Origin of the sequence: Mycobacterium sp. JS623 (genome assembly GCF_000328565.1) — a bacterium.
Classification (GTDB): Bacteria; Actinomycetota; Actinomycetes; order Mycobacteriales; family Mycobacteriaceae; genus Mycobacterium.
This window is the reverse complement of record NC_019966.1, coordinates 1,536,302-1,547,901: the sequence shown is the minus strand read 5'-3', so window position 1 is coordinate 1,547,901 and position 11,600 is coordinate 1,536,302. Positions and strand designations below refer to the sequence as shown.

At 65.4% G+C, this 11,600-nt stretch carries 10 protein-coding genes; 6 read left to right on the top strand and 4 right to left on the bottom strand.

Annotation, left to right across the window (positions count from 1 at the left end):
• From nuoL to MYCSM_RS07385, 4 genes are read left to right on the top strand one after another with little or no spacing between them, the layout of a single operon-like run.
• Entirely contained in the window at positions 1-1,881 is a 1,881-nt protein-coding gene (nuoL, locus tag MYCSM_RS07400; RefSeq protein WP_015305523.1) for an NADH-quinone oxidoreductase subunit L, read from the top strand.
• Complete coding sequence (locus MYCSM_RS07395) at positions 1,878-3,443, top strand: NADH-quinone oxidoreductase subunit M (protein WP_198345010.1); 1,566 nt, start codon at positions 1,878-1,880, stop codon at positions 3,441-3,443. The genes nuoL and MYCSM_RS07395 overlap by 4 nt, the downstream gene beginning before the upstream one ends.
• Entirely contained in the window at positions 3,440-5,014 is a 1,575-nt protein-coding gene (gene nuoN / locus MYCSM_RS07390) for an NADH-quinone oxidoreductase subunit NuoN (RefSeq protein WP_015305521.1), read from the top strand. Before MYCSM_RS07395 ends, nuoN begins: the two co-directional genes overlap by 4 nt.
• On the top strand, positions 5,011-5,784 hold the full coding sequence (locus tag MYCSM_RS07385; RefSeq protein ID WP_015305520.1) for an enoyl-CoA hydratase: 774 nt from the start codon (positions 5,011-5,013) through the stop codon (positions 5,782-5,784). Before nuoN ends, MYCSM_RS07385 begins: the two co-directional genes overlap by 4 nt.
• Before the next feature lie 69 nt (positions 5,785-5,853).
• Here the strand turns inward: MYCSM_RS07385 and MYCSM_RS07380 are convergent, their stop codons facing one another.
• From MYCSM_RS07380 to MYCSM_RS07365, 4 genes are all read right to left on the bottom strand, one after another.
• Positions 5,854-7,284 carry a carboxylesterase/lipase family protein gene (locus tag MYCSM_RS07380; RefSeq protein WP_015305519.1) on the bottom strand — a complete coding sequence of 477 codons (1,431 nt, stop codon included), beginning with the start codon at positions 7,282-7,284 and terminating at the stop codon, positions 5,854-5,856.
• Positions 7,285-7,303: 19 nt separating this feature from the next.
• Positions 7,304-7,534 (bottom strand): hypothetical protein, encoded by a 231-nt coding sequence (locus MYCSM_RS07375; protein ID WP_015305518.1) that lies wholly within the window; start codon positions 7,532-7,534, stop codon positions 7,304-7,306.
• 82 nt (positions 7,535-7,616) lie between these two features.
• Positions 7,617-8,297, bottom strand: coding sequence for a PIG-L deacetylase family protein (locus MYCSM_RS07370; protein WP_015305517.1), 681 nt, complete (start codon positions 8,295-8,297; stop codon positions 7,617-7,619).
• 6 nt (positions 8,298-8,303) lie between these two features.
• Positions 8,304-8,906, bottom strand: coding sequence for a TetR/AcrR family transcriptional regulator (locus MYCSM_RS07365; RefSeq protein WP_015305516.1), 603 nt, complete (start codon positions 8,904-8,906; stop codon positions 8,304-8,306).
• Between the two features lie 44 nt (positions 8,907-8,950).
• On the opposite strand from MYCSM_RS07365, the gene MYCSM_RS07360 reads away from it, so the two are divergent.
• Positions 8,951-10,081 carry a phosphotransferase family protein gene (locus tag MYCSM_RS07360; RefSeq protein WP_015305515.1) on the top strand — a complete coding sequence of 377 codons (1,131 nt, stop codon included), beginning with the start codon at positions 8,951-8,953 and terminating at the stop codon, positions 10,079-10,081.
• Positions 10,081-11,223, top strand: coding sequence for a hypothetical protein (locus MYCSM_RS07355; protein WP_015305514.1), 1,143 nt, complete (start codon positions 10,081-10,083; stop codon positions 11,221-11,223). The genes MYCSM_RS07360 and MYCSM_RS07355 overlap by 1 nt, the downstream gene beginning before the upstream one ends.
• Positions 11,224-11,600 lie beyond the last annotated feature (377 nt).

The window sequence follows — 11,600 nt, the reverse complement described above, 5'->3', positions numbered from 1 at the left end:
ATGACAACTCTTGTGTGGCTGGTGATCGCCCTCCCACTGGCGGGGGCCGCCATCCTTCTGCTCGCAGGCAGACGAACCAACAGCTGGGGTCACCTGCTGGGCTGCCTGGCCTCGCTGTCCTCGTTCGGTGCGGGCGCCGTGCTTTTCGTCGACATGCTCGGCCGCCATGCAGAAGACCGGGTGGTTCACCAGGCCCTGTTCTCCTGGGTGCCGGTGGCTCGACTGCAGGTGGACTTTGGCCTGCAACTCGACGCACTCTCGATGTGCTTCGTGCTGCTGATCACCGGCGTCGGCTCGCTGATCCACATCTACTCGATCGGCTACATGGCCGTAGATCCTGAGCGCAGACGGTTTTTCGCTTACCTCAATCTGTTCCTCGCCGCGATGCTGCTACTGGTGCTCGCCGACAACTACCTCGGACTGTACGTCGGGTGGGAAGGCGTCGGCCTGGCGTCCTACCTGCTGATCGGCTTCTGGCAGCACAAGCCCACCGCGGCAACGGCGGCCAAGAAGGCCTTTGTGGTCAACCGCGTCGGCGACATGGGGCTTGCCATCGCGCTGATGGTGATGTTCGCCTACATCGGGTCGATCTCTTACGCGGGAGTCTTCTCGGCCGCACCGAAGCTCAGTGAAGGCGTACTGACCGCGATCGGCTTATTGCTGTTGCTCGCCGCGTGCGGCAAGTCGGCACAGGTGCCGCTGCAGTCCTGGCTCGGCGACGCGATGGAGGGCCCGACGCCGGTGTCCGCGCTCATCCACGCCGCCACCATGGTCACCGCTGGCGTGTACCTGATTGTGCGGTCGGGTCCGGTATTCAACTTGGCGCCCAACGCCCAGCTGGGCGTCGTGATCGTCGGCGCGGTGACGTTGTTGTTCGGCGCAATCGTCGGCTGCGCCAAGGACGACATCAAAAAGGCGCTTGCCGCCTCGACCATGTCGCAGATCGGCTACATGGTGCTGGCCGCAGGCCTCGGCCCCGCCGGCTACGCGTTCGCGATCATGCACCTGCTCACCCACGGCTTCTTCAAGGCCGGCCTGTTCCTCGGCGCCGGCTCGGTCATGCACGCCATGAACGACGAGGTGAACATGCGCCGCTACGGCGGCCTGCGCAAGGCGCTGCCGATCACGTTCGCGACATTCGGGCTCGGCTACCTCGCGATCATCGGCGTCCCGCCGCTGGCCGGCTTCTTCTCCAAGGACGGCATCATCGAGGCCGCGCTTGGCAGCGGCGGAATCAAAGGCCCGATCCTCGGTGCCGCCGCGATCCTCGGCGCAGGCATCACCGCGTTCTACATGACCCGCGTGATGCTGATGACGTTCTTCGGCGAAAAGCGTTGGGCTGACGACGTTCACCCGCACGAGTCACCCGCCGTCATGACGTGGCCGATGATCCTGTTGGCCGTCGGCTCGGTGTTCTCCGGCGGCTTTTTCGCGATCGGCGGCACCCTGCAGCATTGGCTCGAACCGGTCGTCGGCGCGCATGAGGAGGCACACGCGACGCCGGTGTGGGTGGCCACCACGGTGATTCTCGTTGTGGTCGCCGTCGGAATCGCGCTCGCGTACCGCATGTACGCCGGGCGCCCGGTGCCCGAAGGGGTGCCGGCGGGTTCGGCACTCACCGTTGCGGCCCGCCGGGATCTCTACGGGGACGCCTTCAACGAGCGGGTGTTCATGCGGCCCGGTTGGCAGCTCACCGAGGGACTCGTCGAGATCGACGACGACGCGGTCGACGGCGCCGCCAACGGACTGGCCGCCATCGTCGGCCGAATCTCGGACGGATTCCGGCAATTGCAAACCGGATTCGCCCGCTCGTACGCCCTGTCGATGTTGGCCGGTGCGGCCCTTGTGGTCGCCGCGATCCTGGCGGTGCAGCTGTGGTGACGTCTATCCCGTGGCTCACGATCCTGTGGGCGATCCCGATGCTCGGTGCGGCACTGGTGATGGTGCTGCCCGCAGCGCAACGCGTCATGGCCAAGTGGCTCGCACTGGTGACCTCGTTGGCCGTGCTCGCGGTGACGCTGGTGGTCGCGGTCGGCTTCAGGCCGGGCGGCGATCAGTACCAGTTCGTCGAAAACCACAAGTGGATCCCGTCTTTCGGGACCGGCTACATCCTGGGCGTCGACGGCATCGCGCTTGCCATCGTGGTGCTCACCGCCGTCCTGGTGCCACTGCTGATCATCGCGGGCTGGAACGACGCCAGCGACCAGATCGGCTGGGCGGGACGATCGGTGCACACGTACTTCGCACTGACGCTGGCCGTCGAGGGCATGGTGCTGATGTCGCTCGTCTCGCTGGACGTGCTGCTGTTCTACGTGTTCTTCGAGGCCATGCTGATCCCGATGTACTTCCTGATCGGCGGGTTCGGCGGCGAGAACCGTTCTAAGGCAGCGGTGAAGTTCCTGCTGTACAACCTGTTTGGCGGGCTGATCATGCTCGCCGCGGTAATCGGCCTATACGTGGTGACCGCGCAGAGTGACGCGTTCGCAGGGGGCACGTTCGACTTCCGCGCGATCGTCACCGCGGTGTCCAGCGGCCAGTTTGTGATGAGCCCGGCGGTGATGAACCTGTTGTTCGGCGGGTTCATGTTCGCCTTCGCGGTCAAGGCGCCGCTCTGGCCGTTCCATCGATGGTTGCCCGACGCCGCGGTAGAGGCCACCCCGGCCAGCGCCGTGCTCATGATGGCCGTCATGGACAAGGTCGGCACGTTCGGCATGCTGCGCTACTGCCTGCAGTTGTTCCCTGACGCGTCAACGTATTTCCGGCCACTGATCATCACACTGGCCGTGATCGGCATCGTCTACGGCGCGATCGTCGCGATCGGTCAGGTCGACGTGATGCGACTGATCGCCTACACGTCGATCTCGCACTTCGGCTTCATCATCCTCGGTATCTTCGTGATGACCAGCCAGGGCCAATCCGGGTCGACGCTGTACATGGTCAACCACGGCATCTCGACCGCGGCGCTGTTCCTGATCGCCGGATTCCTGGTGTCGCGCAGGGGCACTCGCCTGATCAACGCCTACGGCGGTGTGCAGAAGGTTGCGCCGGTGCTGGCCGGTACGTTCCTGGTGGCTGGTCTCGCGACGTTGTCGCTGCCCGGTCTGGCCCCGTTCATCAGCGAATTCCTGGTGCTGATTGGAACATTCACCCGCTATCCGGCGTTCGCGGTGTTCGCCTCGTTGGCCCTTGTGCTCTCGGCGCTCTACATCCTCTGGGCCTACCAGCGGATGATGGGCGGCCCGATCAAGGAGGACAACGATCGGTTGCGCGACTTGGTGCCGCGCGAAATCCTGGTCGTCGCACCGCTTATCGCGCTACTGCTGCTGCTCGGCGTGTATCCGAAACCGGCTCTCGATGTGATCAACCCGGCGGTCAGTCACACGCTGACCACTATCAACCAGCCTGACCCGGCACCGAAGATGGCGGAAGGGCCGGCACGATGAACCTACCTACCCCCAGCGTCGAATACGGCCTGCTGTCCCCCATGCTGATCGTGCTCGGGGTGGCCGTCGCCGGCGTGCTCGTCGAGGCTTTCCTGCCACGCCAGCAGCGCTACGTCGCGCAGTTGGTGCTCAGCATCGGAGGGCTGGCCGCCGCGTTTGTGGCAGTCGTCGGACTGACAAGCGACCTGAAGGGCAGTCCCGGACGAACCGCGGTTGGCGGCGCGGTGGCCGTCGACGCCCCGACCCTGTTCCTTCAGGCCACCATCCTGCTGGTCGGAGTGCTCGGCATCCTGCTGATCGCCGAACGCCGCATCCCAGCGCCTGCCGACGAGGAGCCGGGCCCTGGCCTGGATGGGTTTACCCCGCAGGCGTCGGCCATCGCGGGCAGCGTCGTCGAGAAGCTGGCCACCAAGGCAGGCGTCATGCAGACCGAGGTGTTCCCGCTGACGATGTTCGCCATCGGCGGCATGCTCATTTTTCCTGCCGCCGATGATCTGCTGACGATGTTCATCGCGCTCGAAGTGCTGTCGCTACCGCTGTACCTGCTGTGCGGCCTTGCCCGCAGGCGGCGGCTGCTCTCGCAGGAAGCGTCGGTGAAATACTTTCTGCTCGGCGCGTTTTCGTCGGCGTTCTTCCTTTACGGCGTCGCCATGCTCTACGGGTATGCGGGCACGCTGAACCTCGACGGCATCGCCGACGCGGTGGCGGCCGGCTCCGGCAAGACGTCGCTGGCGCTGATCGGTACCGGGCTACTGCTCGTCGGCGTGCTGTTCAAAGTCGGCGCCGTGCCGTTCCACTCCTGGATTCCGGACGTGTATCAGGGCGCTCCCACCCCGATCACCGCGTTCATGGCTGCCGCCACCAAGATCGCCGCGTTCGGCGCGATGCTGCGCATCTTCTACATCGCGCTGCCCGGTCTGCACGATGACTGGCGGCCAGTCATGTGGGCGATCGCGATCCTGACGATGGTGATCGGCACCGTCACCGCCGTGACCCAAAACGACGTCAAGCGGATGCTGGCGTATTCGGCCGTGGCACACACCGGCTTCATCCTCACCGGCGTCATCGCGCAGAACGAGGCAGGCGTGTCGTCGACGCTGTTCTATCTGTTCGCCTACGGGTTCAGCACGGTCGGCGCGTTCGCCGTGGTGGGTCTGGTTCGAAATCCTGCCGGCGAAGAGGACACTGCGCTTGCCCGGTGGGCTGGTCTCGGTCGGCGGTATCCCGTTGTCGGCATTGTCTTTTCGCTGTTCCTGCTCGCTTTTGCCGGCATCCCATTGACCAGCGGATTTGTCAGCAAGTTCGCGGTATTCAAGGCTGCTGGTGAGGGCGGCGCGATTCCATTGGTCGTCATCGGTGTCATCGCCAGCGCGGTGGCCGCGTACTTCTATGTGCGGGTGATCGTGTTGATGTTCTTCACCGAGCCGCCCGATGATGCGCCCGCGGTGGTGGTGCCCAGCGTATTGAGCACTGCTGTCGTGACGATCACCGCGGCTGTCACGTTCGCGCTGGGCGCGTTGCCGCAGCCGCTGCTCGACCTGGCGAATACCGCCAATCATTTCCTGCCATGACCGAATCGCTTGTCCTCGTCGCCGACCACGGCGCTGTCAGGCTGCTGACGCTGAATCGGCCTGAAGCCCGGAATGCGTTGAGCCGAGACCTGATCCGGGCGACGTACACGGCGCTGACGGAATCCGACGCGGACGAGTCCGTGCGGGCGGTGGTCCTGACGGGTGCCGATCCGGCGTTCTGCGCGGGAGTCGACCTCAAGGAGGCCCAGCGCGACGGGCTGAAGTATTTCGAGGAGTTCCGTTCGCAGAGTTGCATCGCCGCTGTCGCGAAGATGCGCACACCGATCATCGGCGCGATCAACGGGGCATGCTTCACCGGCGGCCTGGAGATGGCCCTCGGCTGTGACTTCCTGGTGGCATCGGAGCGTGCGGTGTTCGCCGACACGCATGCCCGCGTCGGCATTCTGCCAGGTGGCGGCATGACGGCGCGACTGCCGCAGCTCGTCGGCCTCGCGATGGCGCGTCGACTGTCGATGACGGGCGAGGTGGTCGACGCTGCGCGCGCCGAGCGCATCGGGTTGGTCACCGAGGTGGTGCCGCACGACCGGCTGCTCGACCGGGCGCTTGAGCTGGCCAGCCAGATCGCCGAGGTGTCTGGCCCAGTCATGTTGGGGCTCAAGGAGATTTACACGACCGGTGCGGCCGCTATGGTCGACCCGGGGCTGGCCGCGGAGGAGAAGATCGCGTTCGCGCAGCACCGGGACTTCGACGGGCTCGGCGATCAGTTCCGTGCCGTCTCCGAGCGGAACAAGCGCCAGATCGAGGGCTGACGGGTCCCGAGCGTGCGCAAAATGTACGCGAATTGCGGCGCGTCGCTGCGCAGACCCGCACGCTCGCGGTCAAGGGTCCAACGTGAACGGGTCGAACGGGTAGTCCGCCCAGATCAGCTGCGAGGCTTGCTCCGGATATCGCTGCGTCCGTGACTGCATATCAAAGACTCTGGTGAGCTGCACAACCGGCTCGTAAGCCGGCCAACCGGGATCGCCGTTGGTGGCGAACGCCCGCCACGCGGCGCTCATTTCGTGCGCTACGGACTCAGCCTGGGGCGCCGCACCGTACAGCGCTGACCCTAGCTCTGAATCGAGTGTGTCAAACACCATCGGCATCTCCGTGGTGTGCGCTGCGCCGACCGCCGAAGCGTCGAAACAGAATTCGTACAGATACGTGGTGCCGCCGCCCGCTGCGTGCGCCTGCGCGATGTGCAGCGTCGGCATCCGGTAGACGAAGTCCGAACACACCAACTCGTATAGTTCGCGATCATCGGCATGCGGGTAGCCCGAGCGGTACGCATCAGCGCCGTCGGCAATCGGTGGCAATGAGCTCAACGCGCGCTGGGCAGCTTCGGGCGTGACCTCGTCGCCCCCAAGAACAATCCTGTACTCGTCACGGTTGTGTCCGATCAGCAGCTCGATATCGCGACCCGTCCCGGCCGCCAGCGCACGAAAAGGACTGTCCGGCAGTATGTCACCGTCGATCACCGGGCCGAAATGCGACCCGCGCACCGCCAGGCCATAACCCCAACGAGCCCGGTAGTCGATGGCCCCCGCCGCGTCAGCCAGCGCCTGCGGCGACACGCCCGCGAGCTCACTTGCCGTGGCGCGCACCCCCAACTTGTCCGCGACGGCAGCAGCGACGTCGGCGGCCAGATCGGAGCCGAACAGGAAGTTGGGCACGCTCTCGGCGATGCCACGGCGGAAAAGCCCGGCGGCCGACGGCATCACCATCAGCATTGCCACCGATGCGGCGCCCGCAGACTCGCCGAACACTGTTACGGTGTCGGGGTCGCCCCCGAAACCGGCGATGTTGTCGCGCACCCAGCGCAGCGCGGCGACCTGGTCGAGCAGCCCACGGTTGGGTACTGCGCCGTCGATCAGCATGAATCCCTCGCCGGCGACGCGGTAGTTCAGGCTCACGACCACCACGCCGCCTGCGGCCAATCGGCTTCCGTCCGAGTAGGATTCGTCAGCCGCGCCGGTGGTGAACCGGCCGCCGTAGAGCCACACCATCACCGGCAGACCCGAGGCGCCTGGGTCCGGCGTCCACACGTTCACGGTCAGCCACTCGTCCGATGTGGTGAGGCGCATCGGTTGCGGCGGCGCGGAGCCGAATTCGGTTGCGTCGACCACGCCCTCCCACGGTTCGTGCGGCAGCGGTGCCGTGAACCGTAGCGGACCGATCGGCGGTTGCGCATACGGGATTCCGCGGAAGGCGTGCACGCCATCGCGCAGTTTGCCCCGAACCTCACCAGTCCGTGTCGAGACGGTGGTCACCCAACGATGGTGGCAGGCATCAAGATTTCTTGCTTGGAATGACGATGATGACAATCAGCGTCAGGATGCTGAAGAACAGCCCGAGAATTCCCCATCCCAGGGGATTGCGCCCCTTCATAGCGGCCACCGCGCCGCAAATGATGGCTGCGATGATGCTGCCGATCGCAACGAAGATGCCCTTGATTCCGCGCAGGATGAACCCTGCCGCCTCGACGTTGTCCTGGGCCGCCAGCACGACCGTGTGCAACATTGCGACCTCCTTCTCGTTCCGTTGGTGACGTCCAGTTACCCAGTGCCGGACTTATTCGAAACGGATTCCCGCCGACCCCCAGTCACTTCACAGGTCGTCGCAGAATGAACTCCACTGTGCGCCGGCCGCCGAACTCGGGCCGCGGCGCCGTAGTCATATCGACCTGCTTACGTGCCTGCTCGAGCACCGGAGTGTCCGGATCGAGTACCGACAAATACACCTCGTGTGCCGCGAGGGACGCGACGGCGCGGTCGAAGCAGTCGTCGTCGATCACCTCTGCATGGGTGACGTCCGGTCCGTTTTCGAACAGCCATCGCGGCGGATCGATCAGCGAGTCATAGGCGGCCGCAACGGCGTTCGAGAACTCGATGTGGTCGCGCTGGTTCGGCGCCCCAGGCGCCCACTCCGGACCGCTGTAGATGGTGAGCACGACGTCGGGCGCCAACGCGGTGATCGTCTCGGCGATCTTGGCGCGCAATTCGGGTGTGTTGCGGATCCGGCTGTCCGGGAAGTCCCAGAACTGCAATTCGTCGACCCCGACGATGGCTCCAGATCGGCGTTGTTCGGCTTCCCTCAGCGGCCCGGCTTGCTCGGGTGGCATGCCCGCAATGCCGGCCTCGCCGCGACAGGCCAACGCGTAATGGACGGTCTTGCCCTGCGTCGTCCACTTCGCCACCGCTGCCGCGCAGCCGTACTCGGGGTCGTCGGGATGTGGCACGAGAAGCAGGGCGGTCTGCCAATCGGTGGGGAACGGCTCAAGCATCAATATCTATGCCACCACACCGTGGACCACGATGGCAGTCGTCTGCGCGACCCAGTCCTCACCGAGCGGTTCGTCTGGCTGCAGCAAGACCCGCAGCATTGTGGCGCCGCCGATCACCTCGACCAGCCGGTCGGGATCGACGTCGACGTGCACCTCGCCGCGACGCACCGCATCCGCCAACCGTGTCCGCACCGCGACGAACACGTCGGTGAAGCGGCTCATCACTCGGGCGTTGAGGTCCGCGTCGCCGGCCATGTCGGCGATCAGGCCCGGCAGCGCGGCGCGCACCAGTGGACTGGTGAAGACATCGCGGGCGGCGGCGATCATCGCGTGGATATCGGCGGCGATGTCGCCGGGCGGCGTCTCGATCGCGGTCGGCGCCGCCGGGAAGGCCGCCTCGTGCACTAGTTCGGCCTTGCTCGACCAGCGCCGGTACAGCGCGGTTTTGGTGGTTCCGGCGCGCTCGGCGACGGCGGCCATGGTCAGGTTCGAATAGCCGATTTCCACAAGCAGATCCGCGGCGGCACGCAGTATGGCAGCGTCGATGCGCGGGTCCCTGGGCCGTCCTGCGGTCGGGCTCTTGTCAACCGCGGACGCGTCTGCTTTCATAACGCTACCCACCGTATCGTAATTACCGGCCGAAGGAAGAACTTGTGGCTACTGAACCGGCTGTCGAAGATGTCAGCCGCCTCGAACACTCCAGTCGCGACCTGAGCACGCTGCCCGGCGTGATGTCGGATTGGTTGTTCACCGTGATGCCCGGCGGTGTGAGGCCCGAGATCACGGTGGAAAGCGGCGTCGATTCCAACGGCATGTCGTCGGAGACGATCATCCTGACGGGCCGTTGGGACGACGACGGCGAGCAACGGGAAGAGAAGTGGGTGGCGCGCGTAGCGCCCACCGCGCAGGACGTGCCGGTGTTCTCGTCGTACCGAATGGACCACCAGTTCGACGTGATCCGCCTGGTCGGAGAAAAGACCGATGTTCCGGTGCCGCGGGTGCGGTGGCTCGAGCCGACGGGCTCTGTGCTGGGCACGCCGTTCTTCCTGATGGATTACGTCGAGGGCCAGGTGCCGCCGGATGTCATGCCGTACACGTTCGGCAACAACTGGTTCGCCGACTCGCCCGCCGAACGTCAGCGCGAGCTGCAGGACAGCACGGTCGAGGTGATCGCCAAGCTGCATTCGATCCCCGACCCAGAAGCCACCTTCGGCTTCCTTGATGACGGATCTGAACCAAACGCGTTGCGGCGCAACCTCAATTGGCTGCAGTCGTGGTATCAGTTCGCGGTGCCCGATATCGGCCGCTCGGAACTACTGGAGCGTGCGCTGGCTTGGCTCGAGGCGAACTGGCCAGCCGATGTCGCGGCCAAGGATCCGGTGCTGGTGTGGGGCGACTCGCGCGTCGGCAACGTGCTGTACTCCGATTACCGGCCGGTGGCCGTGCTGGACTGGGAGATGGCGGTGCTGGGGCCGCGGGAGATGGACGTGGCCTGGATCATCTTCGCACACATGGTGTTTCAGGAACTCGCCGGCATGGCTGGGCTGCCGGGCTTGCCGGACTTCATGCGCGAACAGGACGTCAAGGCGACCTATTCACAGCTCGCCGGCGTCGAACTTGGGGACCTGCACTGGTTTTACGTGTACTCGGGTGTGATCTGGGCATGCGTGTTCATGCGGACCAGCGCGCGGCGCGTCCGATTCGGCGAGATCGAGAAACCCGATGACGTGGAGTCGCTGTTCTATCACGGCTCGGTGCTCAAGCGACTGATCGGAGAAGCGTGATGCTCGGCCCCATGGATGAATACCCGGTACATCAGGTCCCGCAGCCGATCGCGTGGCCGGGCTCCAGCGACCGCAACTTCTACGACCGTTCCTACTACAACGCGCACGACCGCACCGGCGACATCTTCATGATCTCGGGCATCGGCTATTACCCCAATCTCGGGGTGAAAGACGCATTCCTCTTGGTTGCCCGGCGCGGAGACGGCAGATTCGGCGGGAATGGCGACCTGCAGACAGCCGTGCACCTCAGCGACGCCATCGATCAGGACCGGCTCAACCAACACGTCGGCAACTACCGCATCGAGGTGATCGAGCCGCTGCACAAGCTGCGCATCGTGCTCGACGAAACCGAGGGTATGGCAGCGGATCTGACGTGGGATGGCCTGTTCGACGTCGTGCAGGAACAGCCGCACGTCATGCGGCGCGGCAACCGGGTGACACTCGATGCGCAGCGGTTCGCTCAGCTGGGCGCGTGGAGTGGCCATCTGTTGATCGACGGTGAAGAAATCGCGGTCGATCCGTCCCGCTGGATCGGCTCCCGCGACCGGTCATGGGGTATCCGGCCGATCGGTGAAGCGGAACCCGCGGGCCGTCCCGACGATCCGCCATTCGAGGGCATGTGGTGGCTGTACGTGCCGATGGCGTTCGACGACTTCGGCATCGTCGTCATCATTCAGGAGGATCCACAGGGCTTCCGCTCGCTCAACGACTGCACCCGCATCTGGAAGGACGGCCGTGTCGAGCAACTCGGCTGGCCGCGGGTGAAGATCCACTACCGCTCCGGTACCCGCATTCCCACGGGTGCGACCATCGAGGCGACCGCATTCGACGGCAGCCCAGTACATTTCGACGTCGAATCCAAACTGCCGGTCCCGATTCACGTCGGCGGCGGATACGGTGGCGACTCGGACTGGTTGCACGGCATGTGGAAGGGCGAGAACTTCACCGAACGCCTGACCTACGACATGACTGATCCCGCGATCGTCGGGCGTGCCGGTTTCGGCGTCATCGATCATGTAGGTCGCGCGGTCTGCCGCGACGCCGACGGCGTCGAACGCGAGGGCTGGGGCTTGTTCGAGCACGGGGCGCTGGGCCGGCACGACCCGTCCGGCTTCGCCGACTGGCTGACCGTCGCGCCCTAGCCGACTTCGGGTAGTCAACCGTTCATGCCGTGACCCCACCCTGCCTTCTTTGTTGTCGTCGGTTGCTTGCTGGTCTGGGCCGCCTACGAATGGCGTTACCGGGACTGATGTCACGTAGTGCTTGCCCCGCATTCGGGCTCTGTATGGTGCCTGGCGGTCGACATCGACGGCCGCTCACCGTCGCCACCGCGGACGGCGCCAACCGCACCGCGCACAGCTTGCTGATCCCGCCACGGTTGACCCACAAGCTCACCTGCATCGGCACCGGGTTTGTCTCCTGCTAACTGGAACCGACATCGGAGCGCGCCGACACCAGCAGGCACAAATTCAGCGACCGGCAAGGCCAAGTCGGCGTGGGCCACGTCGACGAAGCGCGG

Bases quoted from the DNA above. Each gene is read 5' to 3' on its own strand.
- nuoL (WP_015305523.1), top strand. From the start codon at position 1: ATGACAACTCTTGTGTGGCTGGTGATCGCCCTCCCACTGGCGGGGGCC.
- MYCSM_RS07375 (WP_015305518.1), bottom strand. From the start codon at position 7,534: ATGTTGCACACGGTCGTGCTGGCGGCCCAGGACAACGTCGAGGCGGCA.
- MYCSM_RS07355 (WP_015305514.1), top strand. From the start codon at position 10,081: ATGCTCGGCCCCATGGATGAATACCCGGTACATCAGGTCCCGCAGCCG.
- MYCSM_RS07385 (WP_015305520.1), top strand. From the start codon at position 5,011: ATGACCGAATCGCTTGTCCTCGTCGCCGACCACGGCGCTGTCAGGCTG.
- MYCSM_RS07365 (WP_015305516.1), bottom strand. From the start codon at position 8,906: ATGAAAGCAGACGCGTCCGCGGTTGACAAGAGCCCGACCGCAGGACGG.
- MYCSM_RS07370 (WP_015305517.1), bottom strand. From the start codon at position 8,297: ATGCTTGAGCCGTTCCCCACCGATTGGCAGACCGCCCTGCTTCTCGTG.
- nuoN (WP_015305521.1), top strand. From the start codon at position 3,440: ATGAACCTACCTACCCCCAGCGTCGAATACGGCCTGCTGTCCCCCATG.